A 26,216-nucleotide genomic window follows, 5' to 3' on the forward strand; every position below is an offset into this window, starting at 1 on the left:
AAAACACTCGAACGATCAGCGTATTAAATGTTTTTGGTTGACTGGGCTGGGAACATCGCTAGAATGCGTTCTCACAGTCAGGCAGTCAGCCAGACCGATGCGGGAATAGCTCAGTTGGTAGAGCACGACCTTGCCAAGGTCGGGGTCGCGAGTTCGAGTCTCGTTTCCCGCTCCAAATTCAGACAATAGAGAGTTTCTCTCTCTTTTGCATGGCGCGTTAGCAAAGCGGTTATGCAGCGGATTGCAAATCCGTTTAGTCCGGTTCGACTCCGGAACGTGCCTCCATATTGACAAGCCCGCCCGCGGACTTGATACCGATTGCGGTGCCTGAGTGGTGAAATCGGTAGACACAAGGGATTTAAAATCCCTCGACGTTCGCGTCGTGCCGGTTCGATTCCGGCCTCAGGCACCATTAAAATTGAAGAAAAAAGCCTTACAGATTAAACAGATACGACGCTTCATTGCGTCGTTTTTGTTTTTGCTCCCCAGCGTTTTCCCTCTCTCGCTTTTCCTTTCTTGTCCATTTCTTGTCTAAGCGACTTACTACTTCCTGCGACTCGTTGCGAACAACCTGCGCTTCGTCCCAACATAGCCAAGGGTACGTGGTTAGCCTGCGCTCCGGGCCTTTCCGGGGTCTGTCTCTGGTACTGAGGTCCGCGCCGCAAACGCCATCCCGAGGATGATTGACCACGGCCGTGGCCAGGAGGCGGCAAAGCGGTTGCTCGGCACTGAGTTGGAGATGGCGCTGGTGTCCGACCAGTATGCCGGCTACCGGTTCATCAACAGTTAGCCGCGTCAGTTGTGCTGGGCCTATATGCTGCGCAATGTGGCTGCGATTGTCGAGAAAACAGGATCCCCACGATTCAAGCCCCGCGAGCTAATAAACTGTAGTGGAATAGTTAATATAACCATCTGATAAGTCTGTGTAATTCCTTTACAACGTACAACGTATAATGAAAAATGGAATACACGGAAGTTTAAGTCCCAACTCTATATTTGGTCCAAGGGTGTTTTTGGGAAAGACGTAGCCACTGAGATGATAAGGTTGTTTATGAAGAACACATCTGTTGATTTGGTTGCGTGGCAAGCCTTTTTCCGAAGCCAAATAGCTTGTTTTTTCGCGCTGCGGCAGCGCTTCAGTCTAGGACTAGGCCACTAATGTTCACTACCAAGTTCGGGCCATTCAACGGCTCTACCTGGGAGGGCCTGTGTCAGCAGGTCTTCAAGAGAAAGTATCAGACTGAGTGCTATCAGCAGATGCCAGCTTCCCCCGGAGACTTCGGCATCGAGGGCTATACCTCGGTCTCAGGTTGGGCATTCCAGTGTTATTGCCCGGAGAAACACTACGAGCGTACTGAACTGTACGAGAATCAGCGCGACAAGATTACCGTTGATCTCCGGAAGCTAAGGGATAACGTAACTGATCTTCAGGCGCGACTGGGAAGCACGAAGATTTGTCGCTGGGTTTTCGTCACTCCCGAAGTTGACCGGAACGCACTTCTAAAACATGCGAAGTCCAAAGAGGCGGAGGTGCGGGGGTGGAACCTACCAATCCTGACGGAGGACTTCACCGTGTTACTCCACGATGGTGATCACTATTTGATCGAAATCAATGAAGTCCGCGCAGCAGCAGGGGAAGCGTTGGTTTTCGATGAGGCAGCTCCGGCCCTCGCTACTCTTACAGGCGAGCAAGAGCAGTACGAGCAGAATGTCCATCGTAAGTCGGAGCATCGACTCGCCGAAAAAGCGCAGAAACCGGACTTTCAGGCTCGGGTTCAGCAGCTTAGCCAGCGCACCATCGAGCAATTCCTTGAGGCCGATGGTTTCTTTCGGCGTATAGCATCGGCTTCGCCGATGACGTATGTAAAACTCATTCGTCTCGTCAATGAATACGAACAGTATGTCATCGAGACTTCTGCTACTTGGTCTGGCACAGCGGAAGATTTGACAGTCCAAGTTCGAGATGGACTGGCAAAGCTAGTCTCCGAAGAACTTGCTCCTGAGTTTGACAAGACCAATGCCATGAAGGTGGCTCGTTACATGACCGCTCGATGGTTGGCAGTTTGCGAGTTGGATTATGGCTGAGATAGAGGGTGGGAACCAACTTCGCTTTGAGCGCCGGCCATCACCAATCTTAGCTGAACACCGGCCTATGTATAAGATTGGGCTGGTTCTGCTCATCCTGCACTTGGCGTCGCGCGGAGGAAGGTCGAGCCTACCGCGCCTGCAACTGTTCAATTGGGCGATGAAGTCGGCCACGCGGCAGAAACAGCTGCTTCTTGCTGTTGGCGAAAAGATTTTACAGGTTCCCGCATGGGGCTTCGACCCAGCATTGGCTATTGCGGTACGACTTGCTATTGCGGAAGGCTTGATTGCTGAAAACTCCACCGGCTACGAGATTTCGACGGCTGGCGAGTTCTTTGTCAAAGAAATTCTGAAAGATGCCGATTTGTTCGGGCGCGAGCGTTCGATTCTGTCTGCCGTCGGAAAAGGGCTGACAGAGGGAATGGTCGAAGCAACCGCCAGCGGCTGGGAGGCAAAGTGATTATTCGCGGTGTAAGGCTTAGGGCAACGACCAATGAAGGGGAATATGGGTTTAGTTTCAAATTTGCGCGAACCCTGACTATTGTTCGGGCCAAGAACTCGAGCGGAAAGAGCACGCTATTTAACAGTTTGCTCTATGGTCTCGGCATGGAAGAACTCGTTGGGGGTAAGAACGAGAAGGTCCTCCCATACGCCCTCAAGGAGCACATCGAGTGCGACGGGCGACGCATATTGGTCACGGCTTCAGAGGTGCTGCTTGAGATAGAAAGTCGCTCGGGAGAAGTCGTTACTCTTCGTCGCGCAATTCGGGACTCGGTGAGGGATCCAAAGCTCATAGAGGTGTTCGCGGGCGCTCATGTGACCGAACGCCAAGAGCTTGGGGAAGCCCGTCCTACCTATGTGCACGATGGCGGCGGGGCCAAACGCCCCGAGGGGTTCCATCGGTTTCTTGAATCCTTCCTGGGACTGAACCTACCAAGAGTACCGACTACAAACGGTGGTGAGACCAAGCTCTACCTGCAGGCGGTCTTTGCCGCTTTGGCAGTCGAGCAGAAGCGCGGGTGGACGGACTACATTGCCAATATTCCGTTCTACGGCATTAGGGACGCGCGTACCAAAGTAGTCGAGTTCCTGCTTGGCCTAGATGTATTTGAGACGAATGCAGCCCGCAATCGGCTCAACGCCGAATCGGTTGAGATTGACACTGACTGGCGCAAGGTAATCGAAGAGCTGCGACGAGAGACTAATCCACTTGGCGCTGTAATCGACGGGGCATCATCCACACCGTCGGCGCTCTTCAAAGAGAGTGAGGCAAGCATCAGAAAGCTGGCCGGAAGCTCGTCTGTGCCCTTGGCCGAGCACATCAGCCAGTTGCGGGGCGAGTATGCGGACTTGCAAAGGCAGGCCGAGCAGTACCACAAGGTATCAGGGGCAGAGGCAATTCACAGCGTCACGGCTGCGATGGAAGAGCTGCAGAGTCTTAGTGTGTTGCATGAACGTGCAATTGCCCTCAACGCTGAGCAGCGGGTGTCCCTGAAAGACTACGAGAGGCTACTCGCAGAAGCTAACGAAGACCTAGAGCGGAACAGGACGGCAGCGAAACTCCGTGATCTCGGTGCAAAGCACGATGTGGCCACTGCAGTTGGCAAGTGCCCTACGTGCAATCAGTCGGTTGATGACACGCTCTTGGCTGGGGCCGTGTCTGGTCCCCAAATGGATTTGGCAACGAATATTGCCTATCTGGAGAGTCAGCGTCGCATGCTCATACGTCAGATTGCTGGCTTGAAGGCTGGTTTGCAGGCGTCTGAAGTTCGGGTCAACGAGCTGGCAGCCCGTATCGCTAACAAGCGCGATCTGCTGAGAGCGATGCGTAGTGACGTGACGTCCGGCGCATCTGAGTCGAAGGCAATCGTGCGCCGGCAGGTTCAGATTGAAGTTGAGGTGGAGGCACTTGAGAAGCTCCAGGCAAAGGCTTCGGAGCTATTCACACGGCTTGGTCAGATTGCGGTACGCATGAGCGCCAACCAGGCTGCGAGACGAGGTATACCGAAGGAGGCCTACAGTACGGCAGACATCGAGCGCATCAATCGCTTCCAGCTGAACTTCAGGGCCAATGCGGGGTCATTCGGATATGAAAGTGCTCCGATTCGCGAGGTTGAAATCGGTAAGGACACGCTGGTTCCATGCCTTGCACAGATGGAGCTGCGGGAGATTCGTACCGATATCAAATCGGATTCTAGCGCTAGCGACTTCGTTAGGCTTATATGGAGCTATCTGCTTGCCCTGCATCAGACATCGGCTACGCTCACATCGCTGGGTAATCACCCAGGACTATTGATGTTTGACGAGCCAGGTCAGCATTCAATGGCGGTCGATAGTCAGCATGCGCTCCTCAAGCAATTGGCTAGCGAGACAAGCCTGCAGAGCATCGTCGCAGCCTCTTTCGATGAGGCAGAGGAGGTATTCCGTCAGGCCACACAAGGTATCAAGTACACCCTCATCGAATGGGACGGCAAACTTTTACGGCCCCAATGAAGATAGTTCTCAACTCAATGACTTTTCGTTACAGCTGTGACAGTGGCTTGCAAGGAGAACTCCTCGCAAGAGAATGCACAGGTGCGAGACATTGTTGAAAGGCAAGTGGTGACCGTTGAGCCTATTGGTGAGCAAGCCCTGCTGGCAAGACAAAAGGCCCGTACTACATTCGCCAGTTTTTTACCAAAGAGCCGGAAATGTGCGTTACAAGCATCAATTATGATCTGGCTGATTTGCTCTCACGTGCAGTAACTGCCGAGGCAACGTTATGAAGTTAAAACAAATCCACATTTATAACTTTCGCTGTTTCAAAGAGTTATCAATAGAATTTGAGGATAAGCTAACGGTTATCGTCGCAGAGAATGGGGCAGGTAAAACAGCGATTCTGGATGCTATCGCGCTTGGTTTTGGTCGTTATCTGACTAAGCTGCCGGGGGTCGCAGGCAGAGCAATGAAAGCTACCGACCTTCGGGTTAATTCGCTTGAAAAACAAGCCCCATTTATGATGTTGGGCTGGCAAGTCGAGGCCGAGGGAATTGACATCCATTGGTCGAGTGGACGCAAGCGAGATAGTTCTATCTCTGTTGCTCAGATCCAAAGCATGTTGGAACAGGAGTATCAAGAGTTACTCAAGAAGGGAGCTAAAGACCTGGATGCTTTCGCGTTGAATATCGTGAAACGTGAAGCCGAAGGAGAATCAGCTTTCTTGCCATTGGTAGCTTATTACGGCACTAACAGAGCAATTCGTGATGAGGTACAAAGGCGCAGAGGGTTTAAACAGAAATTTTCACGCTTTGACGCCTTGGTGGGTACGCTTGAGCCTGATTCGAGTTTCAGGTCTGCCTTTGAATGGTTTAATGCAATGGAGGATCTGGAACGGCGAGAGCAGCAAACCAAGCGTGATTTTGATTATCGCATGCCTGAGCTGCAATGGGTGAGAAAAGCCATTGAACAGATGCTCAATGGCGGTTTGGTTGAGCCGAGAACCTTGGTCAGGCCGCTGCGCTTTGTTATTGATAAAGTAAATGAGGATGGCTCTCGTCAAACATTGCGCATTAGTCAGCTAAGTGATGGCTATAAAATAGTGCTGGGGTTGGTGATGGATCTGGCCCGACGAATGGTTGAAGCAAACCCAACTACACAGACAAAGCCTGGCATATCCAGTCCATTAGAGTTGCCTGCCATTGTGCTTATCGATGAAATTGATCTGCATCTGCATCCGAAGTGGCAGCAGCAAGTGCTGGGTGATCTCATCCGGACTTTTCCAAACACCCAGTTTATTGTCACGACTCATAGCCCGCAGGTGATTAGCACAGTGCATACAGCTTCGATTCGGGTTCTGGGTCTGGATGTCAATGGCAATCAGGTTGCAGCAATGCCATTGGCCCACACCTACGGCGAGCAGAGCAATAGTGTATTGCGCACAGTGATGCAGGTGGATCCGCAGCCGCCCATTAATGAAAAAGCGGATTTGCTGCGGCTAACGGAATGGGTAGATCAAGGGTTGGGTGATACAGACGAAGCAAAAATTCTCATGGCGCAATTGCTGGTGGCTTTAGGGAGCGAGCACCCGCAACTACAACGATTGCAGCGCAGTATCGCCCGTCAACAACGACTGGCAGGGTTGAGTGAGCAGCAATGAAAGTAGTCACGCAATCAACGCTCTATGTGCATGCTTTGTCCATAGCCAATCAAACACCACCACAGACCAAGGAACAAGCGACCAGTCGCTGGTCTTCTTTTGGTCATAAAGATGAACTGCAGTCTCGTTTACTCAAGCAGCAATATCATCTTTGTTGCTACAGCGAGGTGCGCGCCGATCTGCTGGGGCTTGATTATCACATCGAGCATGTAGAAAACAAAAGCCAAGTGCCCAAGCGTACCTTTGATGAAAGCAATCTTGCCGCTAGCGTATTGAGCTCAAATCGGGTCCCTATGCTGGAAAAGGCCGATGTTTTTGGCGGTCATGCCGTAGGCAAGCAAGCGGGTGTGGATATGGCGCGGTTTGTTCACTGCCATCAAGCAGATTGCGCCCGTTACTTTGCCTATCTGTCGGATGGCCGAGTGGTGCCATCGGTGCACTTGAACGAACCGGAACGGGATCGTGCGCAGTACAGCATCGATTTGCTGAACCTAAATAGCGCCTACCTTGTCAATTTGCGCCAACACTTGTGGAACGAGCTAGAGCAGCTCGAAGAGCAACATCTTGCTAACGGCTGGGATATTAACCAGTTATTACGGTTTGATTTGGTGCCCAATGCGCACCAGCAACTCAGCCCATTTTTTTCGTTAACTCGTCAGTTCTTCGGCCAGATAGCCGAAGCCGTATTACGGCGTGAGGCGCCAGAAATCGCGTGACATACACCATCCCCAAAAAACGATTAAAGGGGTCTTGCGGCTCAATGTCATCACTTCGGCCTTTATGATTAAAAAAACAAACTGTAGTGGTCTAATCATCCCGGACACCGTTTTAGGTGGTACAGTCGCCACCATTATTTGAGGTGTTCAATGACAAGATTACGTCGCTCATTTACTGCCGAGTTCAAGCTGGAAGCCGCATCCCTGGTGCTCGACCAAGGCTATTCAGTCCCCGAAGCCAGCCGTTCACTGGATGTCGGCGAAACCGTGCTGCGTCGATGGGTTCAGCAACTTCAATCAGAACGAAGTGGCGCTACACCTGCTAACCGGGCGCTGACCCCTGAGCAGCAAAAAATTCAGGAGTTGGAAGCCCGCATCAACCGGCTTGAACGCGAAAAGGCCATTCTAAAAAAGGCTACTGCTCTCTTGATGGCGGACGAACTCGAACGTACGCGCTGATAGACCGATTAAGGGAGCAAGCCCCCACCACCCTGGTCTGTTGCGCTTTCGGTATACCAACCGCCTGTTTTTACGACTATCTGGCTCGCAGGCGCACAATTAACCGTGAACGGGTGCAGCAGAGAAGTGAGTTACGGTGTTTGTTCAAAGAGAGTAGAGGCTCAGCTGGCAGCCGGGCCTTGATGTCAATGATGCGGGCACTGGGGCATCAGATTGGTCGGTTCAAGGTGCGTCGCCTGATGAAGGAGGCCGGGCTGGTCTCCAAACAACCGGGAGCTCATCGTTATCAGGTCGCGCGGTCTGAACGACCGGATATTCCTAATCTTCTGGCGCGTGAATTTGATGTCCAGCAACCCAATCAGGTGTGGTGCGGCGACATCACTTACGTATGGGCAGGTGGCCGCTGGCATTACCTGGCCGCGGTGCTCGATCTCCACACCCGACGGGTCGTGGGCTGGGCGATGTCCGGCAGGCCTGATGCTGAGTTGGCCGTGAAAGCGCTCGACATGGCGTATCAGCAACGGGGCTGCCCGTCTGGCGTGCTGTTTCACTCCGACCAGGGCAGCCAATACGGCAGCCGGGTATTTCGGCAACGGCTGTGGCGCTATCGCATGACCCAGAGCATGAGTCGGCGTGGCAACTGCTGGGATAACGCGCCGATGGAGCGGCTGTTCAGGAGCCTCAAGACGGAATGGCTTCCGACCACGAGGTACATGAGCCTGCGGGAAGCCAAGCGGGATATCAGCTACTACCTGATGGATTACTACAACTGGCGGCGCCCGCATCAACACAATGATGGGATACCGCCAGCAGAGGCCGAAAATCGGCTTAACTGTGTGTCCGGATTTAGTTGACCACTACATTCGTTGCGAATTAGCAGTGTCACTCGCTCCATCTACTTGCTATTTTATGCAATAAGATGCAAACGAGGCCCTTTGATTTAAAATCCCTCGACGTTCGCGTCGTGCCGGTTCGATTCCGGCCTCAGGCACCATTAAAATTGAAGAAAAAGCCTTACAGATTAAACAGATACGACGCTTCATTGCGTCGTTTTTGTTTTACCCCCCCAGAATTTCTTTCCCACTTTTGCTGAATTGGCCATTTCCTGTCCAGGTGACTTGTTGCTCCCTGTGATTTGCTGTAATCGGCTGGCTGAGTGCTCCGACATAGGCAAGCAGATGTGCCTTGACACTGCGCCGAGGTTGTCTAGGGATGGTCTTTGGTACTGAAGCTAGCGCGGCTTGTTATGGCGCCTGGGCCGCGCGTTTCGTTGGCCAGCAAACAGATTTGAATCCTATGGTTGTATTCATTTTCCCGGGCTGGTCTTGTGGACAAGTTCGGCAATCCAGTCAGCAAATGCACGCACGGCAGGAGACAGAAAACGCTGATGGGGATAAAGCAATGTGACTGGCACCGATGGCGGTTGCCAATCTGCTAGCACCTCGATGAGCCTTCCTGCCTGCAGGTGCTCCAGTACAACATTCTCGGCAAGCTGGATGAGGCCAAAGCCATCGAGGCACATCTTGATATAAAGCCCCGTGTCATTGACGGCTGCGGTGCCGCTCACAGTAACCGATAGAGTCTCTTTACCGCGGACAAAGCGCATTTCGTTTGCATGCCTGGCGAGGCCCGAAAAGTAGTGGACCGCCTGGTGCACAGACAGTTCTTCAGGGGACTGGGGAACACCGTTTTCGTGAAGGTATTCAGGCGAGGCGCAGGTTACCCACCGAAACCGGCCAAGGGGACGAGCAACAAGGGTGGAGTTATTCAGCTCTCCTGTTCTGATCACGCAGTCCACACCTTCCTGAACAAGATCAACCTGCCGGTCACTCACACCTATCATCAGGTAGATATCTGGATAACGTTGGTGAAAGTCTCTGAGATCCGGCATGACGATGGAATGTGCTATCCCGCTCGGCATATCAACCCGCAAACGCCCCTGTGGCCGCTTGATAGCCTCCGTCAGGCTGGACTCGGCATGTTCAATCAATGAGAGTATTTCCCTGCACTGGCCAAGATACTGCAGGCCTTCAGGGGTGAGGTTCACCCGCCTCGTTGTTCTGTTCAGCAGGCGCACCTGCAGGTATTTTTCGAGGTTTTTAATCGTACTGCTGACTGTCGAGGAAGGCAGTGAGAGGGTCTCTGCTGCCTGCACGAAGCTTCCGGTCTCAGCAACCCGCATAAAGATCTGCATAGCCTGAATACGATCCACAGCCCTTCTCCCTTGAGACGATAACTCTACCGATAGTTCCCATGATTATTCGAAAATCATGAATTATGAAAACAGTTTGGTCATCTTTTTCAGGGTAATAGAGTGCCGTATCTTTTTGCCATTGGCTAGAAAAGAGGCTCTTGAAATGACCGGATACGTTAGAAATATTGTTAATAATCAAGATGTAATACCAGATTCAATCTTGATCAAGGGGGCCACGATCCTCAGCATGGATGAGAGCGTGGGTAACATTGAACGTGGAGACATTCTGATCAGTGGATCAACCATTACGGCCATAGGCGAGGATCTGGAGGCGAATGGTGCCCGTATCATCAATGCTACGAACATGATCGCCATGCCTGGGATGGTGGATTCTCATCGCCACTCCTGGGAGGGACAACTGCGCCGCATCAATCCGAATGCCACTTGTCTGGAAGACTACAGCAACGCCACGCACTTCTCTTTCGCCAAGTACTATCGCCCTGCCGATATGTATATCGGCAACCTGCTGACGGCACTGGGCTGCATTGATGCAGGCATCACCACCGTCATTGACAATTCTCATAACAGCCGCACCGCAGCCCATTCGGACGCCGCCGTCGAGGCCCTGCTGGATGCAGGGATCCGTGCCATACACGCCTCCGGCGCACCGGTATCGGGGGAATGGGACAAGGCTCATTGGCCGGGTAACTGGCAACGCCTGCAAGAGAAATATTTCAAGGACAACCCAGAGAGCCTGGTTTCCCTTGCTGTCATGGCCCAGCTGGAGCCTGCATTGTGGGCCGAGGCTCGCAGGCTGGAACTGCCGATCGTCACGGAATTCTTTGGTTCTTTTATGGCGTCTGAGCTGGAGTCACTGCATCGGCGCGGTCTGCTCGGCCCGGACAATATTTTCAATCACTGTACGTCACTGCCAGATGAGGGATGGAAGATCCTGCGAGAAGCCGGTGTCCGGGTGAATGTCTGCCCGCGCTCCGATGCGCACTATGGCATCGAGGACGGTATGTTTGCCATCCAGGCGGCGCAGCGTCATGGCATCAACCCTGGCCTCAGCGTCGACAATGAAACCTCTTACAGCACTGATATGTTTATGGAAATGCGCGTGGCATTTTACCTGCAACGGGTGATGGGCATGCATCAGCAGCACTGCTGCGGCTCCGACCACTCGCTGACCACGCTGCCGGCTGCCCAACTTCTCAAATCGGCGACTGTCGATGGTGCTGCCTGTGCAGGGCTGCTGGACAAGGTAGGGAGCCTGACGCCAGGAAAACAGGCGGATCTCATTCTGATCAATGTTGGCGACATCAACCTCTACCCGTCCGGCAATGCCTTTGGCACCGTGGTGCATGCGACAGAGCGCAGCAACATTGATACCGTCATTATTGGCGGGCGCATCGTCAAGCAGCATGGCAAGGTGCTTGGCGTAGACAGCACGCGCCTTCGCGCCGCCATTGATGAGTCCCGTGAGCATCTGTTTGCCGCCGCCGGGTATGAGCCTGACATTTTTGCTGACGCCTTCCTGCCGCTGGCACAGGCACACTGACAGGTATGCAACCCATGAGCACACTGTATTACGTCATTGCTTTTGCCGCAGGTCTCGGGATCACGCTGCAGACAACTCTGAATAGCCAGCTGGCACGAGGACTCGGGGGCGATTCGGTCACCGCCGCATTGTTCTCCTTCGCGGCCGGTGCATTCAGCCTCGGGGTCTTCTCGCTGCTGCGTGGCGGATTATTCACCTCGCTTGCGGCCATTCCATCACAGCCTCTGTGGAGTCTGGCTGGCGGCCTGATCGGTGCTTGCGCGCTGTTCAGCTATGTCGTGCTCGCACCGAAAATCGGGTTTTCAGCCCTGCTTGGGTTGGCCATCGTCGGACAGTTGCTCTCATCCCAGGTCATCGACCATTTTGGTCTGCTTGGCACCATCCAGCGTCCGGTATCTTTGATAAAGCTGGGTGGAATGCTGGTCATGCTGACCGGGCTCGTCATCATGTTGTTCGGTGATCGGTTAGCTGAGCGCCTTATGCACTGATGAAGCGGCCTTCTGATGTTTTGACCTTCACGAACGTCTGCCCCGGGGCAGGCGTTCTGCTGATGGGGTTTGCATCCCGGCTCAGTTCCATGACCTGAATAGGGGGACACAAAGAGGCTCGCCTGACCTAGTCAGGCGAGCCGGCTCATATCGCGTCAGTCATCACCTCTGGACATTGACCAGGATCCGGCCGCGCACCTGGCCTGCCAGGAAGGCATCCCCCAGGGTCACGACCTGGGAGAGGGGCACTTCCCGGGTGAGGAGATGGAGGCGGGTCAGGTCGAGATCCTCGGCCAGTCGGGCCCAGGCCTGCTGACGCAGCGGGCGCGGTGCCATCACGCTGTCGATGCCATAGAGGGTGACGCCGCGCAGGATGAAGGGCATGACGGTGGAGGGGAAGTCCATCCCTCCCGCCAGACCGCAGGCGGCCACGGCGCCGCCGTAGCGGGTAGTGGCGCAGGCATTGGCCAGGGTGTGGCTGCCGACGGTGTCGATGACGCCGGCCCAGCTTTCCTTGCCCAGCGGGCGTCCCGGCGTGGCCAGTTCGGCGCGATCGATCACCTCGGCGGCGCCGAGGGACGTCAGATAGTCGGCCTCGTGCAGCCGCCCGGTGGCGGCCACGACCCGATAGCCCAGCTTGGCCAGGAGGGTGATCGCCACGCTGCCCACACCGCCGTTGGCGCCCGTCACCAGAATGTCACCGTCACCGGGGGTGATGCCGTGTTTCTCCAACGCCATCACGCAGAGCATGGCGGTGTACCCTGCGGTGCCGATGGCCATGGCGTCCCGGGGCTGGAAGCGCTCAGGCAGGGCGACCAGCCAGTCGCCCCGGACCCGTGCCCGCTCTGCCAGCCCGCCACTGTGGGTCTCGCCCACGCCCCATCCGTTGAGCACCACCTTGTCGCCGGGGTGCCAGTCGGGATGCTGGCTCTCCAGCACGGTACCGGCAAAGTCGATGCCGGGGATCAGAGGGAAGCGGCGTACCACGGGGGAGGCGCCGGTGAGGGCCAGGCCATCCTTGTAGTTGAGGGAAGACCACTGTACCGCCACGGTCACATCCCCGGCAGGCAATATCTCCTCGGAGAGGCTCTGGTAGCTGGCGCGATAACCCGCCTCGTCTTTCTCGATCAGAATACCGTTGAACATCTTGTCTACTCCCATTAATTGGACTGGCTGACTATTAATCTTCGTAAAAAATCTATTTGGCCAAGGTCATGAAAAAGCGGAGAAAAGAGAGCATGGGCTCGGTATCGCCCACCAGGCGTGCGCGCAGTACGGCGCCTTCCCAGCCGATCCAGAACTGATGGGCGAGGGCAGGGCAGTCACATTCAGGGGGCAGCTCCCCCGCCGTCACGGCATCCCTCAGGCAGCGGGCGAGCAGCGCCTCCCAGTCGAGGAGGATCTGCTCGAGGCGCAAGCGCAGCTCGGGGGACAGTTGCACCACCTCCTGACCCAGGTTACCCACGAGACAGCCCCGCTGGAACGCAAACCGGGTCATGCCCCGGCAGGCGCTGTCGACGAAGGCGACAAGGCGGGCCAGGGGGGGCAGGCTCTCATCCTCCAGATAGCGCGTCAGCTTGCGGCAGAAGTAGTGGTGATAGGCATCCATGACCGCCAGGGTGAAGTCGTGCTTGGTGGCGAAGTAGTGATAGAAGGAGCCCTTGGGGATCCCGGTCGACTGCAACACCCGCTCGATGGAGGTGGCGGCGATGCCCTGTTCGGTCAGCAGCTCCATGCCCCGGCGGATCAACAGATCCCGGGTGTCGGCATAGGTGTGCCCGTGCTGGGCAGGGCGGCCGCGAGGGCGGCGGGGCAGAGCGTCGCTGGTTGGCATGGGGGTTATTAGACGCCTCTACTAGAAATGATGCAAGCCCGGCGCCGGGCTAAGGCTCGGGGGATGAGATCGGGTGGTCGCGGCAAGATGGAGCCAGCGGGGCAGAAAACAGCGAGGGCGCCACAGGCGCCCTCGCATCGATGGGTGGCTGGGTCTCAACTGCGCAGCTTGTTGTAGACAAACAGCACGATCAGGGCGCCAACGGTGGCGATGATGATGCTCGGCAGGTTGAAGCCGGTGACCGTTCCCATCCCAAGCAGGGTGCTGACATAGCCCCCCACCATGGCACCGACCACCCCCAGGATCACTGTCATGAAGAAACCGCCGCCATCCTTGCCCGGCATGATCCATTTAGCCAGGATGCCGACGATCAGCCCCAGTACCACCCAAGTAAGAAATCCCATGGTCATCTCCTCGTTATGTGCAGAGAACCAGAGTATATGCAGGGATCCTGCTTGTATCCCGCCACAGCACGGCGTGAGTCAGAAACGGTCATATGAGACTCGCTCATGACCATGGCAGGCAGAGGGCCTCAGCCGAGCGCGCGGGTGTCGAGGCGCTGCCCGGCGGGGGAGCACACCAGCACCGACCCCTGCTCGAACCAGTCCCCCAGCACGATGCGCCGCGCCGCACGCCCATCCAGGGTGAAGTCGTGGATGGCGGGCCTGTGGGTGTGGCCGTGGATCATCAGGCGGCAGCCGTGCTGGCGCAGCATCTCGTCTACCGCCTCCGGGGTCACGTCCATGATGATCTGGCTCTTGTGGGCATTCTCCATCTGGCTCTGGCCGCGCATCTTGTGGGCGATGGCCTGGCGGCGCGAGAGCGGCAGGCGCAGGAAGAGCCAGCGCAGCCACTTCTGTTGGGTGATGCGGCGAAACTTCTGGTAGCCCTCATCCCGGGTGCAGAGCAGATCCCCGTGGCTCAGCAGCACCCGCTCGCCGTACAGCTCGATGACACAGGGGTCGCCAAGCAGGGTCATGCCGGCCCGTTTGGCAAACTGGCGCCCCAAGAGGAAGTCGCGGTTGCCGTGAATGAAATAGAGGGGCACCCCCTGCTGGCTCAGGGCGAGAAAGGCATCGGCCACCTCGCGGTGGAGCGGGTTGGGGTCGTCGTCCCCAATCCAGAATTCGAACAGATCCCCCAGCACATAGAGGGCGTCGGCACCGGGCGCGTCTTCGGCCAGAAAGCGCACCAGGGCCGCCGTCATGTCGGGCCTGCCTTGGCTGAGGTGAATGTCACTGATAAAGAGGGTGCTCATGAGTTCCTGGGCATCATGGTAAGAGAGTCCCGCCTGGGTGCGGACAAGGCCTGTGACCTTGCTCGTCGAGCGGGTGGGGGAGGGAAGGGCAGCAGAGCCCCGCAAGGTTGACGCCCTCCAGGGTCAGCAACGCCTCGTAAGGGTCGCCGGACAGACCCAGCAGGCGGCACATGGCCGCTTCCCCCTTGAGCCCTTCATCAACACGCAGGCGCAGCACTTCCCGGTGGAAGGGGGCGCCAAAGCGCTCAAGCAGGGCGGCCATCAGGCTGAGGTGGCGCCAGCCATGACACGCCTCGAGGGGATCAGGGGTGAGGTAGAGCTCGACTGGCCAGCACTGGCCATCTGGCCCGTGGCGTCGCTGCTCGGCGATCCAGACCTGCTCGCCCTTGCTTCGCACCTGCCAGCCTTGTGCTGCCAGTGTCGCGGCAAGGAAGGCCGGGGCCGGATGCTGGCAGAGGATGTCGAGATCGCTGCCGGGCCTATCCAGCCCGATGGCGATCGTGCTCACCAGAGCCAGATCGTTGCACAGGGGGCCAAGCTCATCCCACAGGCCGCCGCTCAGCAGGGCGTGGGCCGAGCGCTGACGCTCGTTGCCCTGGGCCAGATAGTCGAGGCGGCGCCAGTTGGGGGCGGCAGATGGAAAAACTGCGGCCGGGGCCGCAGTGGTATCAGAGCCTGGCCGGCAGGGATTACTCGGCAAGGGTCACCTTGGTGATGACGACGTCTTCGGTCGGAACGTCCTGGTGCATGCGGCCGTAGTTGCCGGTCTTCACGCCCTTGATCTTGTTGACCACGTCCATGCCGGCGGTCACTTCACCGAACACGCAGTAGCCGAAGCCCTGGGTGGTGGCGGACTTGAAGTCCAGGAAGTCGTTGTTGTTCACGTTGATGAAGAACTGGGCGCTGGCGGAGTGCGGCTCCATGGTGCGGGCCATGGCGATGGTGCCGACCTTGTTGGACAGACCATTGGCCGCCTCGTTCTTGATGGGAGCGCGGGTCTCTTTCTCTTCGAAGCCCGGGGCATAGCCGCCGCCCTGGATCATGAAGCCGTCGATGACGCGGTGGAAGATGGTGTTGTCGTAGTGACCGTCACGGCAGTATTGCAGGAAGTTGGCCACGGTTTCCGGGGCTTTTTCCGCGTTCAGGGTCAGGGTGATGTCGCCGTGGTTGGTGTGCAGAGTAACCATGAGTTGTCCTTTCATTTTGACGCGGGCAGCAAGGTGCCCGCAGGTGTATGGCATAAAGTGGTGGCAATTCTAGCCCATCAAGGCCCTGCGGCATAGATGGCAGGGGGGAGAGGGGGCTTTTTCTGCCTCGTTTTCTATACCGGATGCGGTTAGAATGGCAGGCCATTTTACTCACAGGCAGTGGTTATAAGATGCTGAAGATATACAACACACTCACTCGTCAAAAAGAAGAATTCAAACCTATCCACCCGGGCAAGGTGGGCATGTATGTGTGTGGCGTCACTATCTATGATCACTGTCATATCGGCCATGGCCGTACCTTCGTCGCCTTCGACGTCGTCGCTCGCTACCTGCGTTATGCAGGATACGACCTCACCTATGTGCGCAACGTCACCGACGTGGACGACAAGATCATCAAGCGCGCCGCCGAAACGCACGTGACCTGTGACGATCTCACCGAGCGCCTCATCGGCGACATGCACCAGGATTTCGACGCCCTCGGCATGGTGCGTCCGGACATCGAACCCCGCGCCACCCAGCACATCGGCGAGATCATCGCCCTGGTTGAAACCCTGCTGGAAAAAGGGCACGCCTACGTGGCGGACAACGGCGATGTGATGTTCATCGTCGAGTCCTACGCCGACTACGGCAAGCTCTCGGGCCAGGATCTGGAGCAGTTGCAGGCCGGCGCCCGTGTCGACGTGGTGGATGCCAAGCGCAACCCGCTCGACTTCGTGCTGTGGAAGATGTCCAAGCCAGGCGAACCGACCTGGGAAAGCCCTTGGGGCCCGGGCCGTCCTGGCTGGCACATCGAGTGCTCCGCCATGAACTCCAAGCACCTTGGCAACCACTTCGACATCCACGGCGGCGGCTCCGATCTGCAGTTCCCCCACCACGAGAACGAAATAGCCCAGTCCTGCTGCGCCCACGGCGGCGACTACGTCAACACCTGGATGCACAGCGGCATGGTGATGGTGGATAAAGAGAAGATGTCCAAATCCCTTGGCAACTTCTTCACCATCCGCGATGTGCTGGCCCACTACGACGCCGAAACCGTCCGTTACTTCCTGATGTCCGGTCACTACCGCAGCCAGCTCAACTACTCGGAAGATAACTTGAAGCAAGCCCGCGCCGCCCTGGAGCGCATGTACACCGCATTGCGCGATCTGCCGACGACGGCCGCTGCCGGTGGCGACGAGCAGGTGGCTCGCTTCGTTGATGCCATGGACGACGACTTCAACACCCCGGAAGCCTACTCCGCCCTGTTCGACCTGGTGCGCGAGATCAACCGCCAGAAGGCCGAAGACATCGCTGTCGCCGCCGGCCTCGGTGCCCGTCTGCGCGAGCTCGGTGCCGTGCTCGGCATCCTGCAACAGGATCCGGATGCGTTCTTGAAGGGTGATGAAGCGGATGAAGAGGTCGCCGAGATTGAGCGCCTGATCGCCGAGCGCAATCAGGCCCGCGCCGACAAGAACTGGGCCGCGGCGGATGCCGCCCGTAACCGTCTCACCGAGATGGGTATCGTGCTGGAAGACAGCGCCGGCAAAACCAGCTGGCGCCGTGCCTAAGGGCGGTGGCCCTGTTGGTGCCTAGTGCCAACAGGTTTACCTAATAAAAAAACCGCAGCCCTTGGGCTGCGGTTTTTGTTTGTGGCTTTTCCCTCGACACCTCTTAAGCCTCGGCATCCTTCGGTCTGATCCCCTCGCCCCTTGGGGGAGAGGGTCAGGGTGAGGGGGGCTCGCATCATGACTCACCGGAGTGCCTGCAAGCCGTCTGTTGCTTGCCCCCAGTTCCTACCTGACCTGGTTGGCGCCTCTGATCATGGCTGGTCCGGCAGTGTGTTCAGGTCTTTGGTGCGCGTCTCGGTCAACTGGGTGAGACAACTACTGTGGACCATGGGCGCCATTGATCCCCCTTCATAGACGCCGGCCTCGTAACGGCTGGATTTGACCCCATAGATCCAGACACTTTTTCCCGCTTAGGGTTGTGATACCCGACTGCGCAGAAATTCCCGAGGTGAACGGTATCCCAAGGCGCTGTGCGGGTGGTGTTCGTTATAATGCTCAAACGCGATGGCCAAATTGCCTACCGCTGTTCGGCTATCTGGTTTCGGCATCATCTCGATATAGTCTCGCTTCATCGTCTTCACGAAGCTCTCCGCTATACCGTTGCTCTGTGGGCTTCTCACCGCCGTCGTTCTGGGCTCCAACCCGATTTCTCGTGCAAACGCGCGGGTCTCATGGGCTCGATACGCCGAGCCATTATCAGTCAGCCACTCCACCGGTGATGCCGGCAACGCATCCCCGAAGCGTCGTTCGACAGATCTCAGCATGACATCTTGCACCGTGTCACTGTCGTAACCCCCGGTGCTGGCAGCCCAGTCCAACGCCTCCCTATCGCAGCAGTCCATGGCGAACGTGACTCGTAGTTTTTCACCGTTATCGCAGCGAAACTCGAAGCCATCCGAGCACCAACGTCGATTGCTATCTTTGACGGCAACACGCCCCTTATGTGCCTGCTGGGCCAATGGTGCAGCCGGTTTTCTTTCCAGCAGCAGGCCATGCTCTCTCATGACGCGATATACCCGTTTGGCGTTTACTACAGGCTGTCTTGTTGCCTCTGACTGACGCCGTAACAGCGCCCAGACCCGGCGATAGCCATAGGAGGGAAGTTCTGCCATCGCCTCCATGATACGGCCAAGTAAGGCTGCATCATCACGCTGGCGATGATGACGACCATCTTGCCAACCTGGTTTGCGATGAACACGAACGGATAGCTGCGCACGCGATACATTAAGGGCCTGGCTCACAGCACTTAATCGTCGTCCCCCGGCAACAAGGGCGCATGCGCAATCCATTTTTTTGCTCGACCATACTCCACGGCTTCTTTGAGGATCTCGTTCTCCATGGTCTTCTTCCCGAGCAGACGCTGGAGCTCTCGGATCTGCTTGATGGCAGCAGCCAACTCGGAGGCTGGAACAACATCCTCACCGGCGGTGATCGCCGTGAGAGAGCCTTCCTGGAATTGTTTACGCCATTTGAAAAGCTGGTTGGCGTTGACGTCGTGCAAGCGAGCGACATGAGATACGGTCATTCCGGGCTCAAAGGTCTGCTGCACGATGGAGATCTTTTCCTGCGGAGTCCGGCGTCGACGGCGCTCAGCCCCTGTTAACACTTCGACCATTTTCTCGTTGCGACTAGTACTGAACATAGTTCCAAGACTACCTCTTAAATTAAGAGGGGCGAAGTGTCTGGATCTTCAAGGGGCCAATCTAACGGCACTGGGCATCGCGAAAGGCGATCCAGGCCCGTTGCGCAGTTCTCAGCCTCTCCAGCTGTGCCTTCTCCAGGGAGGCAACCCGCTTTTTATAGGCGGCATTGAGCTTGGCATCGGCTCGCTGGTAATCCTGAAACGCACAGATGTTCATGTCGGTTTGTGTCACCGGCGCAGTACAATCCTGTTCGGCCTGAACGGCAGTGGTTGCTAGCAAGAGCAGCAGGGCGGGATAGGGTCTCAAGAGGCAGTTCCTTTGTGGTCGGGAGAGGGCCAATATACGGCATAAACCGGCCCGATGGCGGCTCTGTTTTTCAAGAATAACAAGGAGATGACGTCATGAAGTTGAACTGGGGGCCGTTTCTGGCCCTGCCTCTGCTGGTGTCCGGGCTGTCTGTGGCCGCCACTGCCCCCGATATGCAGGCCCAAGTACGGGCCAAGGTGGCCGAGTTTCTGGTCTGGGAGCGCCAAGTCAAACCGAGCGGCCTCTATCAGAGCGATCTCGGCGGCGCACTGCCAGGCATCGTCTCCCCCGAGCTGCTCTGCCTGCTTAATGCTGCCTCCAAGGCGCGCGAGATAGCCACCCGCGAAGCTCCGGACGAGAAGCCCCCCTTCGTCGAGGGCAACCCCTTCCTGCCCAATGCCTGGGATCACCTGCTGGGCTCTGAGATCCTCTCGTCGCACGCCATCGACGGTAGCCGGGATCGCAGCGAGGTCAAGGTGCGTTTCACCTTTGGCGAGCCGGGCACCCCGCTCGACGCCCCCAGCGGCACCTACCGTTTTGTCAGCACCTATCTGATGAAGGAGGGGCCGCAAGGCACCCGCATCACCGATATCGACGCTGGCGGCAACTGCGATTTCTGCCAATCCGGCAGCCTGCGCGCCGCTCTCTACGACATGCTCACCGCCTATCCCGCCGCAGGAGGAGAACAGTGTGTATGGAGATGGTATTCACCTGACAGTTGCCCACAAAAGGGAGTGGTCATACGGCTTCAAACCGGATAACAAAACGGTACCCCTACCGTGTTATCCGGAGTCACCGTATGACCACCAACGAGAAAGTAGCACGTCGCAAACTCAGCCTGCTAGAGCTCCCCCGGTGTCAGAATAGTTGTCGCCTAATCTGAATAATCTAAATGTGAAGACCGGGGGCGGATAAAGAGTGTCGAATGGCTCGTTATTCAAGTGAGCGCAAGGCTGCTTTGCTCAAGAAGCTGCTGCCGCCCATCAATATGTCGGTGGCCGAGTTGGCTCGGCAGGAAAACATCAGCGAGGTCACTCTGTATAATTGGCGCAAACACGCCAAAGACGGAGGGTCTCCTGTGCCCGGGGACAACAAACTGACCGATGAATGGCCCGCCGAGGCCAAGTTCGCCGTCGTGCTGGAAACCGCTGCGCTTTCCGAGATTGAACTCAGTGAGTACTGCCGCCGTAAGGGTCTCTATCCCGAGCAAGTCCAGCAATGGCGCCAAGCCTGTATTCTGGGCCAGCAATCCGCTCGTACCTTACAACAGGCGGAGAAGGCACAGGCCAAAGCGGACAAGAAGCGTATCCGGCAACTGGAGCAAGAGCTGCGGCGCAAAGACAAGGCCCTGGCCGAGGCGGCAGCTCTGCTGATATTGCAAAAAAAGCTCGATGCCTACTGGAGCAACGTCGACGAGGACAACTGACCTCGTTGCCAGAGCGGCAGCAATACGTTGCATGGTGGCGCGAAGCGCTTGAAGCTGGCGCCCGCAAGCATCCTGCGGCCGAGGTGTTGGGGCTGAGTCTGCGCACGCTCCAGCGCTGGTTGGCCGGGCCTGAGCTGAGTGCCGATAGGCGACCGGATGCGGTTCGTTCCATACCTGCTCATGCATTGAGCCCAGAGGAGCGGCAGGCCGTGCTGGACGTCTGCAATAGCCAGGAGTTCGCCTCGTTGCCGCCGAGTCAAATTGTGCCACGGCTGGCCGACCAGGGGCGCTACTTGGCCAGTGAGTCGAGCTTCTATCGCATCTTGCTGGCGGCTGACCAGCAGCACAGGCGTGGCCGGAGCCAGCCACCGCGTCATGTGCCGGTACCAACCAGCCATACCGCGACTGGGCCCAATCAAGTGTGGTCCTGGGATATCACCTACTTGCCGTCACTCGTGCGCGGCCAGTATTACTACCTCTATCTGATAGAGGACATCTACAGCCGCAAAGGGGTGGGCTGGGAAGTGCATGAGCAAGAGTGCGGTGAACGGGCGGCGGCGTTGCTGCAACGGAGCATCATCCGCGAGCAGTGCTGGAAGCAGCCGCTGGTCTTGCACTCGGACAACGGCGCGCCAATGAAGTCAGTCACGCTGCTGACCAAGATGCATGACCTGGGTGTCACGCCCTCGCGGGGACGGCCTCGGGTCAGCAACGATAATCCGTACTCGGAGTCATTGTTCAGGACGCTGAAGTACTGTCCGCAGTGGCCATCAGACGGCTTTGCCAGTCTGGAAGCGGCCAGGGAGTGGGTGCGCGACTTTATGGCCTGGTATAACGAAGAGCACCGGCATAGCCGTATCCGCTTCGTCACACCCAACGAGCGGCATCGGGGTGACGATAAAGCCCTGCTGGCGAAACGGGATGCTGTGTACCAGGCCGCCCGAGCACAACACCCAGCGAGGTGGAGTGGCAAGACGCGAGACTGGACACCTATCGGTGCCGTGATGCTAAATCCGGAGCGGCCCGAGAAACCCGAGCCGGAGCAGAAAGAGGCTGCTTAAAACAGCTTTGCGCGACAACTATCTTGAAAAACGCCGAGCTCGCCAAAGAGCTCAATAATGTCAGCAAAGCCTGCAAGCTCATCGGCTACAGCCGTCAGCAGTTCTACGAAATTCGCCGTAACTACCAGACCTATGGCGCCGAGGGATTGCTCGACAAATTGCCCGGGTGTAAAGGGGCTCATCCCAATCGGGTCGCTCCTGAGATTGAACAGGCCATCCTCGATTACTCCCTCACCAGACCAACTCATGGCCCGCTGCGGGTCGCCCAAGAACTGGCTCTGCAAGGCATCAATGTCAGTGCGGGTGGTGTGCGTGGCGTGTGGCAACGTCACGACTTGCTCTCCAAACACGACCGCTTGTTGCGCCTCGAGAAAACCCACCGGGAGCAGACCATTGAGCTCAATGACGAGCAGATTCGCCTGTTAGAACGCTTCAGCCCCGAGTTTCGCGAACGCCAGATTGAGGTCCACTACACCGGGGAACTGGTGGCGGTCGACACCTTCTTCGTCGGCGCACTCAAGGGGGTGGGCAAGGTGTATCTGCAAACCGTACTGGACTGCTACAGCCGCCACGCCTGGGGACGGCTCTACACCAGCAAGCTGCCGGTGACCTCGGTTCATGTGCTCAATGAAACGGTATTGCCGTTCTTCGAAGCCCATGAGGCGCGGGTCTATACCATCCTGTCGGACAACGGGCGCGAGTTCTGCGGCCGCCCTGACCATCATCCCTACGAGCTGTTCCTGCAACTGGAGGGGATTGAGCACCGGACCACCAAGGTACGCAGGCCGCAGAGCAACGGCTTTATCGAGCGGCTACATCGCACCCTGCTGGATGAACACTTCCGTATCAAGGGGAGGACAACCTGGTATGAGTCGGTAGAGCAGATGCAGACAGACCTGGACAGCTATCTGGATCACTACAACACCCAGCGGCCACATCAAGGCAGGATGATGGAAGGACAGACTCCCTACAGCATGTTCAAAAAGGGTCTGAAATTGATACCGAAGGAAGTGCGCACTAAAGTAGCGTAAACAAGACACCGGTTTGAGGCCGGTGTCAGGTGATAACTAGATCTGTACAAACAGTGCAAGGGGTTGGGGAAATAGTTTTTTAGCCTGAGTGAAAAAGTGTTTGGGAATAGAAATAAAAATTTCAGCTCAAAGATTAAATTTATTTTAGGGAAGATGATTTGGTCTATGTATGAATGTCATGGCTTCCTGATTCATCTCTTTCAGAAGTTAACTCATCTTTGAAATTAATTTCACAAATATGCTTTCCATTCATACCTAAAACTTCAAAGCAACCATGTAGAAAATCAACGGATAAATAATAATCAGTATGTTTTTTAGAGTATATCGTATACCCTCTGTTCTTATTTATTAGTGTCTGATCTTTAGAGAATCCATTTATTCTGGCAATAAAATCAGCCGTGGATGCTATTAACGAGCGTTTTTCAGGATTTGATGTTCGAGTAACTTCAGTGAATGCGGTATGATAGCTTTCATTGTATAGTAAATATGCAAATGAAGACTGCAAATAATAATTTTCTTTATTGCTGGTTACAGGGTCAGTGTGTCCAGATATTATAGAGTCATATAGAATCTCACCTCGTGTCACTCGAGATGAAAGAGTGCCTGTATAGTAACATGGATAGTTTTTAAATGCTGTTCCATCAATTGTTATGTCACACTCATTGTATTTTTCATGTGTCTGGAATGACAATGAAATTGGGGTGTTAAGTATATTTTCAATATGTTCTGTATTATCTATTCTTTCAAAGCTAAAAATTTTTGATAATAATAAACCCCTTGCCTCGTAATCGGGGCATGATTTTATGTGCTCTTTCAAAACATGATTTTTCAAAGTAATGTTATGTACATTTTCGACAAAGCCTGCCAAATTAAAATCGCCAACTATAAGTCTTAATCCTCGCATTCTTTTGGCAAAATCTATCAAGATCTCATCTACATTTAAATCACCAGCGTCTTCGGTGATAGAGTCTGTGTTAATGAATATTTTAATCATAGTAGTTTATAGAGAGACTCTTCCCATTCATCAAAAAAACCTACAGGCGCACTTATTAACTTGCCACTATCTGAAACTAGCACTTCATGCATTTTAGATTGAATGTTAAGTGTTGAGCCCTCACCTTCTGAACGCTTATCGAAGAATATGAATTTCGCGTCATCATGGGATAATATTTTATCTTTTATTGATAGTCTAATGCCATTAAATATATGGTCACTATGAGTTTCTATGATGACTTGAACACCAGAAGATGCTAGTTTTGAAAGGAATAAACCCATATGAGTTTGCCCTGCGGGATGTAAGTGCGCTTCTGGATTTTCTACTATAAATATATCGCCAGGTTTTGTTAGCAAACCATTTAATATTATTGGAAGAACATGCGTCAATCCAAAACCAACGTTAACGCAACTTACTGGTCTCATTATGCTTTCATTTTTGTAGCCAAACTCTAATGTCGAGATTCCTGCTCTAAATAGAGTTTCCGCATTCAATGTTACACCAGGAGATATTTTATTCATCCACGCATTAATATTGGATATCAAGCTTAATTTTCCTGATGTATATTTATCTGCCTCATTATGAAGCATTAGTTTATTTTCTATTTGATTATTTTTTTTTGCAGCAAGCAATGAAATTGAGTTTGAACCATGAATGTCGGATGTATTGTTTTTAGAGGTTATATTGCTTCGTTCATAATATAATGTTGGAACTATTCTTTGAGCTGAGATATAAACGATGTTTGGGTAGGTGATTAAATTTAAGTTGCTGGATGCGTCACAAGTAATTTGGGATTCATTTTCAAGTACGCTATTATACTTGAATAGCAAGAATGAGTCGCCTTCTGATGTAGAGTATTCAATTTTAAGTTCATCAGTATTTGCCCACTGATGTAATATATCCCCAAAAGTTCCTAGCTGGAAATAATCAGAGTTCATATTAAGGACGTTATCATCCATCTGCATTGGAAGTAAGAGTGATGTAATAACAGTTGATTTACCGGAACTATTCAGACCGGTCAATAGTGTTATCTTGCCAAAATTAATGCTTTCGGAAGAGAATGATTTGAAATTATTAATTTTAATGTGATTGATCATTACAGTGATCCTTTAATGAGTTTTTTGATTGTGCTATATCTATACTTGACATTGTCTTCTCGAGATGTTGCGTTAGATATTGATTTGGTGAATCTTGAATCGCTTTTTCCACTTGCTAACTGAATATAATCATTTGATATTTTTTCCGATTTTTGTATTGCCTGTGAATACTCATCATCACTTAGGTTTGCGATTGAAACCGTGATTACTTCGAAAAGAGAACGGTTAAATCTATTTTTTATGCCTCTAAATGCACTATCGCCAAGTAATAAATATGATTTATCTATGGCATCTTTAAATTTTTCAGAGATCATATCTAATGACGCCCGTTCAAATTCGTTGAGAGCACGTATTGATTTATCTAAAAACTCATCTAGGCGATCAGTGTCTGTATATTTCTCTATGCCAAAGCAATAAAATGAATAAAATCTAAGAACTAACTCTTGCGTACTGCATCGATTATCATTAGTTGGTATTTTAAAATTTGATAAATAAATTGCATCATCTTTCAATAATTTTGTTATATATCCTTGATATATCGCATTGCGAACCTCTTGATCGGTTAACTTGAGGTTTGTAGTATTTATTCTTTCAAAAATCCGTCTAATTACCTGAGTTGGAGTGTTGGGAAAGACAAGATGTAATTGTAGTTGGCATGATTTAAAAGTTCTTATTAAATGGCGAGGAAGCTCTTCAAATTTCTTACCATTTAATTCTGGATAGAATTCAAGTCCTTTAAGTACAAGGCCTTTGTGTACAAATTCATCTATTGTGGAAAGACGCTGTAAGCCATCGATTACCTCCCAAAAAGGGAATTCTTTTTTTTCATCTTTATATAAGACATTAAAGTACAGTGGCGGAATCGGAAACCTAAGCATCATTGACTCTATAAAACGGCCTTTTTGAGATGGCGACCAAAGTCCTTTTTTTCTTTGAAAAATCGTGTCAAGATTTATTTCGTTGTTTGCTAGCATTTCTAACAGCTGGTCGCAGCTATAATTTTCTTTGCCGATATTGATATCTGATAGTGAAAAATCAAGCAGAGTTTTTTCATTGGTGGAATCAAAAATAGAATGATAGTTTTGCATTTATCCCTCTGATTGCATGCCATATGAGTATAAATATTGTCTATTATACATCATGTCTAAGAGTAAAATCGAGAGGGTAAAGTAT

General features: G+C 54.1%; 25 protein-coding genes, 3 tRNA genes and 1 pseudogene. 16 read left to right on the forward strand and 13 right to left on the reverse strand.

Annotated elements, in window-relative coordinates:
* Nucleotides 1–99 precede the first annotated feature (99 nt).
* From C2U30_RS00300 to C2U30_RS00340, 10 genes and pseudogenes are all read left to right on the forward strand, one after another.
* Nucleotides 100–175, forward strand: a tRNA-Gly gene (locus C2U30_RS00300).
* 36 nt (nucleotides 176–211) lie between these two features.
* Nucleotides 212–285: transfer RNA gene (locus tag C2U30_RS00305), tRNA-Cys, on the forward strand.
* 40 nt (nucleotides 286–325) lie between these two features.
* Nucleotides 326–412 (forward strand) — tRNA-Leu (locus C2U30_RS00310).
* A 255-nt stretch (nucleotides 413–667) separates the two neighbouring features.
* A pseudogene (locus C2U30_RS23140) lies at nucleotides 668–850 on the forward strand (IS66 family transposase); the annotation flags it as partial.
* 308 nt (nucleotides 851–1,158) lie between these two features.
* Complete coding sequence (locus C2U30_RS00315; RefSeq protein ID WP_103242905.1) at nucleotides 1,159–2,085, forward strand: hypothetical protein; 927 nt, start codon at nucleotides 1,159–1,161, stop codon at nucleotides 2,083–2,085.
* Complete coding sequence (locus C2U30_RS00320) at nucleotides 2,078–2,545, forward strand: hypothetical protein (protein ID WP_103242906.1); 468 nt, start codon at nucleotides 2,078–2,080, stop codon at nucleotides 2,543–2,545. The genes C2U30_RS00315 and C2U30_RS00320 overlap by 8 nt, the downstream gene beginning before the upstream one ends.
* Nucleotides 2,542–4,578 carry a hypothetical protein gene (locus tag C2U30_RS00325; RefSeq protein WP_158654763.1) on the forward strand — a complete coding sequence of 679 codons (2,037 nt, stop codon included), beginning with the start codon at nucleotides 2,542–2,544 and terminating at the stop codon, nucleotides 4,576–4,578. The genes C2U30_RS00320 and C2U30_RS00325 overlap by 4 nt, the downstream gene beginning before the upstream one ends.
* 268 nt (nucleotides 4,579–4,846) lie before the next feature.
* Entirely contained in the window at nucleotides 4,847–6,220 is a 1,374-nt protein-coding gene (locus C2U30_RS00330; RefSeq protein WP_103242908.1) for an AAA family ATPase, read from the forward strand.
* Complete coding sequence (locus C2U30_RS00335; protein ID WP_103242909.1) at nucleotides 6,217–6,936, forward strand: retron system putative HNH endonuclease; 720 nt, start codon at nucleotides 6,217–6,219, stop codon at nucleotides 6,934–6,936. Before C2U30_RS00330 ends, C2U30_RS00335 begins: the two co-directional genes overlap by 4 nt.
* Nucleotides 6,937–7,086: 150 nt before the next feature.
* A protein-coding gene (locus C2U30_RS00340) for an IS3 family transposase (RefSeq protein WP_103242910.1) occupies nucleotides 7,087–8,249 on the forward strand; the annotation gives its coding sequence in 2 pieces (ribosomal slippage) (nucleotides 7,087–7,342 and nucleotides 7,342–8,249; 1,164 coding nt in all).
* A gap of 452 nt (nucleotides 8,250–8,701) precedes the next feature.
* Here the strand turns inward: C2U30_RS00340 and C2U30_RS00345 are convergent.
* Complete coding sequence (locus C2U30_RS00345; RefSeq protein WP_103242911.1) at nucleotides 8,702–9,607, reverse strand: LysR family transcriptional regulator; 906 nt, start codon at nucleotides 9,605–9,607, stop codon at nucleotides 8,702–8,704.
* Between the two features lie 58 nt (nucleotides 9,608–9,665).
* On the opposite strand from C2U30_RS00345, the gene C2U30_RS00350 reads away from it, so the two are divergent.
* The gene (locus tag C2U30_RS00350; protein ID WP_233721017.1) at nucleotides 9,666–11,150 is read left to right on the forward strand and encodes an amidohydrolase family protein; all 1,485 of its coding nucleotides are present in this window, start codon (nucleotides 9,666–9,668) and stop codon (nucleotides 11,148–11,150) included.
* Nucleotides 11,151–11,164: 14 nt separating this feature from the next.
* Nucleotides 11,165–11,638: a DMT family transporter gene (locus C2U30_RS00355; RefSeq protein WP_103242913.1), complete on the forward strand. Its 474-nt coding sequence runs from the start codon at nucleotides 11,165–11,167 to the stop codon at nucleotides 11,636–11,638.
* A gap of 162 nt (nucleotides 11,639–11,800) precedes the next feature.
* On the opposite strand, the gene acuI is transcribed toward C2U30_RS00355, so the two are convergent.
* The 6 genes from acuI to C2U30_RS00385 all read right to left on the reverse strand — a co-directional run bounded on the left by acuI (nucleotide 11,801) and on the right by C2U30_RS00385 (nucleotide 15,917).
* Nucleotides 11,801–12,784, reverse strand: coding sequence for an acrylyl-CoA reductase (NADPH) (gene acuI, locus C2U30_RS00360; RefSeq protein WP_103242914.1), 984 nt, complete (start codon nucleotides 12,782–12,784; stop codon nucleotides 11,801–11,803).
* A 52-nt stretch (nucleotides 12,785–12,836) separates the two neighbouring features.
* Nucleotides 12,837–13,472 carry an acrylate utilization transcriptional regulator AcuR gene (gene acuR, locus C2U30_RS00365; protein ID WP_103242915.1) on the reverse strand — a complete coding sequence of 212 codons (636 nt, stop codon included), beginning with the start codon at nucleotides 13,470–13,472 and terminating at the stop codon, nucleotides 12,837–12,839.
* A 155-nt stretch (nucleotides 13,473–13,627) separates the two neighbouring features.
* The gene (locus C2U30_RS00370; protein WP_010675223.1) at nucleotides 13,628–13,876 is read right to left on the reverse strand and encodes a GlsB/YeaQ/YmgE family stress response membrane protein; all 249 of its coding nucleotides are present in this window, start codon (nucleotides 13,874–13,876) and stop codon (nucleotides 13,628–13,630) included.
* 128 nt (nucleotides 13,877–14,004) lie between these two features.
* A complete protein-coding gene (gene lpxH, locus C2U30_RS00375; RefSeq protein ID WP_103242916.1) occupies nucleotides 14,005–14,730 on the reverse strand; it encodes a UDP-2,3-diacylglucosamine diphosphatase in 726 nt (241 codons plus the stop codon).
* A gap of 13 nt (nucleotides 14,731–14,743) precedes the next feature.
* Nucleotides 14,744–15,430, reverse strand: a complete 687-nt coding sequence (locus C2U30_RS00380; protein WP_103242917.1) for a DUF4269 domain-containing protein — start codon at nucleotides 15,428–15,430, stop codon at nucleotides 14,744–14,746.
* Entirely contained in the window at nucleotides 15,420–15,917 is a 498-nt protein-coding gene (locus C2U30_RS00385) for a peptidylprolyl isomerase (RefSeq protein WP_010675220.1), read from the reverse strand. The genes C2U30_RS00380 and C2U30_RS00385 overlap by 11 nt, the downstream gene beginning before the upstream one ends.
* Before the next feature lie 191 nt (nucleotides 15,918–16,108).
* Here C2U30_RS00385 and cysS point away from each other — a divergent pair, with 191 nt between their 5' ends.
* The gene (gene cysS / locus C2U30_RS00390; RefSeq protein WP_103242918.1) at nucleotides 16,109–17,485 is read left to right on the forward strand and encodes a cysteine--tRNA ligase; all 1,377 of its coding nucleotides are present in this window, start codon (nucleotides 16,109–16,111) and stop codon (nucleotides 17,483–17,485) included.
* A gap of 251 nt (nucleotides 17,486–17,736) precedes the next feature.
* Here cysS and C2U30_RS00395 read toward each other — a convergent pair whose 3' ends face one another.
* The 3 genes from C2U30_RS00395 to C2U30_RS00405 form a co-directional block, all read right to left on the reverse strand.
* Nucleotides 17,737–17,823: a hypothetical protein gene (locus tag C2U30_RS00395; protein ID WP_324761771.1), complete on the reverse strand. Its 87-nt coding sequence runs from the start codon at nucleotides 17,821–17,823 to the stop codon at nucleotides 17,737–17,739.
* A 72-nt stretch (nucleotides 17,824–17,895) separates the two neighbouring features.
* A protein-coding gene (locus C2U30_RS00400; protein ID WP_103243716.1) for an IS3 family transposase occupies nucleotides 17,896–19,100 on the reverse strand; the annotation gives its coding sequence in 2 pieces (ribosomal slippage) (nucleotides 17,896–18,782 and nucleotides 18,782–19,100; 1,206 coding nt in all).
* An 88-nt stretch (nucleotides 19,101–19,188) separates the two neighbouring features.
* Entirely contained in the window at nucleotides 19,189–19,434 is a 246-nt protein-coding gene (locus tag C2U30_RS00405) for a lysozyme inhibitor LprI family protein (protein ID WP_103242919.1), read from the reverse strand.
* 95 nt (nucleotides 19,435–19,529) lie between these two features.
* Here C2U30_RS00405 and C2U30_RS00410 point away from each other — a divergent pair, with 95 nt between their 5' ends.
* The 3 genes from C2U30_RS00410 (at nucleotide 19,530) to C2U30_RS00420 (ending at nucleotide 22,952) form a co-directional block, all read left to right on the forward strand.
* Nucleotides 19,530–20,195 (forward strand): hypothetical protein, encoded by a 666-nt coding sequence (locus tag C2U30_RS00410; RefSeq protein WP_233721019.1) that lies wholly within the window; start codon nucleotides 19,530–19,532, stop codon nucleotides 20,193–20,195.
* Between the two features lie 164 nt (nucleotides 20,196–20,359).
* Nucleotides 20,360–21,921 (forward strand): IS3-like element ISAs20 family transposase gene (locus C2U30_RS00415; RefSeq protein WP_103242920.1). Its coding sequence is split into 2 segments (ribosomal slippage): nucleotides 20,360–20,822 and nucleotides 20,822–21,921, totalling 1,563 coding nucleotides; the frame shifts between segments, so codons are not numbered across the junction.
* 23 nt (nucleotides 21,922–21,944) lie between these two features.
* Complete coding sequence (locus C2U30_RS00420; RefSeq protein ID WP_233721021.1) at nucleotides 21,945–22,952, forward strand: IS481-like element ISAs19 family transposase; 1,008 nt, start codon at nucleotides 21,945–21,947, stop codon at nucleotides 22,950–22,952.
* 163 nt (nucleotides 22,953–23,115) lie between these two features.
* Here the strand turns inward: C2U30_RS00420 and C2U30_RS22555 are convergent, their stop codons facing one another.
* The 3 genes from C2U30_RS22555 to C2U30_RS00430 are packed head-to-tail and all read right to left on the reverse strand — an operon-like array spanning nucleotide 23,116 to nucleotide 26,131.
* Nucleotides 23,116–23,946, reverse strand: a complete 831-nt coding sequence (locus C2U30_RS22555) for a hypothetical protein (RefSeq protein WP_158654764.1) — start codon at nucleotides 23,944–23,946, stop codon at nucleotides 23,116–23,118.
* Complete coding sequence (locus C2U30_RS00425) at nucleotides 23,943–25,043, reverse strand: AAA family ATPase (RefSeq protein ID WP_103242921.1); 1,101 nt, start codon at nucleotides 25,041–25,043, stop codon at nucleotides 23,943–23,945. The genes C2U30_RS22555 and C2U30_RS00425 overlap by 4 nt, the downstream gene beginning before the upstream one ends.
* Entirely contained in the window at nucleotides 25,043–26,131 is a 1,089-nt protein-coding gene (locus C2U30_RS00430; protein WP_103242922.1) for a DUF262 domain-containing protein, read from the reverse strand. Before C2U30_RS00430 ends, C2U30_RS00425 begins: the two co-directional genes overlap by 1 nt.
* Nucleotides 26,132–26,216 lie beyond the last annotated feature (85 nt).

The organism is Aeromonas sp. ASNIH5 (assembly GCF_002902865.1).
GTDB lineage: Bacteria > Pseudomonadota > Gammaproteobacteria > Enterobacterales > Aeromonadaceae > Aeromonas > Aeromonas caviae.